1 protein-coding gene is annotated in these 674 nt (G+C 44.2%); it reads left to right on the forward strand.

Going from position 1 to position 674, the window contains the following annotated elements:
• Positions 1-154: 154 nt before the first annotated feature.
• A partial coding sequence (locus ACFSO0_RS19745) for an IS110 family transposase (RefSeq protein WP_376883429.1) occupies positions 155-674 on the forward strand: 520 nt, incomplete at its 3' end.

Genomic DNA, 674 nt, shown 5'->3' on the forward strand with positions numbered 1-674 from the left:
TTGACCCTGTAAACAAAACTGTATGGAACAGCTTTGAGCACACCCCACTGTCGATAAGGCCATTTATTACTTGGCTTTAATCACGAACAGAAAAATTCTTTTCTTCAGCTGATCCATTCACCCATGGATTCCAAATGATGAGGAGTGTATCAGCATGGACATAATCCTTACCCATTGTGCAGGTTTGGATGTTCATCAAAAAAACATTGTCGTCAGCGTCCTGATTGGGAAAGAAGACGAGGTCCCTTTCAGTGAAACTCGCTCTTTCCCAACCATGACCCGTAACTTGTTTGAGATGTTGCAATGGCTCGAAGAAAAAGGAGTTACTCATGTCGCGATGGAAAGCACCGGAGTGTATTGGAAGCCCGTATATAACATTCTTGAGGGATACTTCGACATTACTTTGGCAAACGCACAACGGATTAAGAATGTCCCCGGTCGAAAGACCGACATCTCCGATGCCGAATGGATCGCAAAACTCTTACGACATGGCTTGATTGAAAAGAGTTTCGTGCCTTCAGCAGATATTCGGGAATTACGTGAACTTACTCGCCTGCGTAAAAAGTGGATTGGTACTCTAACTTCCGAAAAGAATCGAATTCAAAAGGTTTTGGAAGCCTCAAATGTAAAGCTGGGCACCGTGATCTCTGATATCTTCGGCGTCTCTGGCCGTA

The organism is Brevibacillus sp. GCM10020057 (assembly GCF_042683565.1).
Taxonomy (GTDB): Bacteria; Bacillota; Bacilli; order Brevibacillales; family Brevibacillaceae; genus Brevibacillus.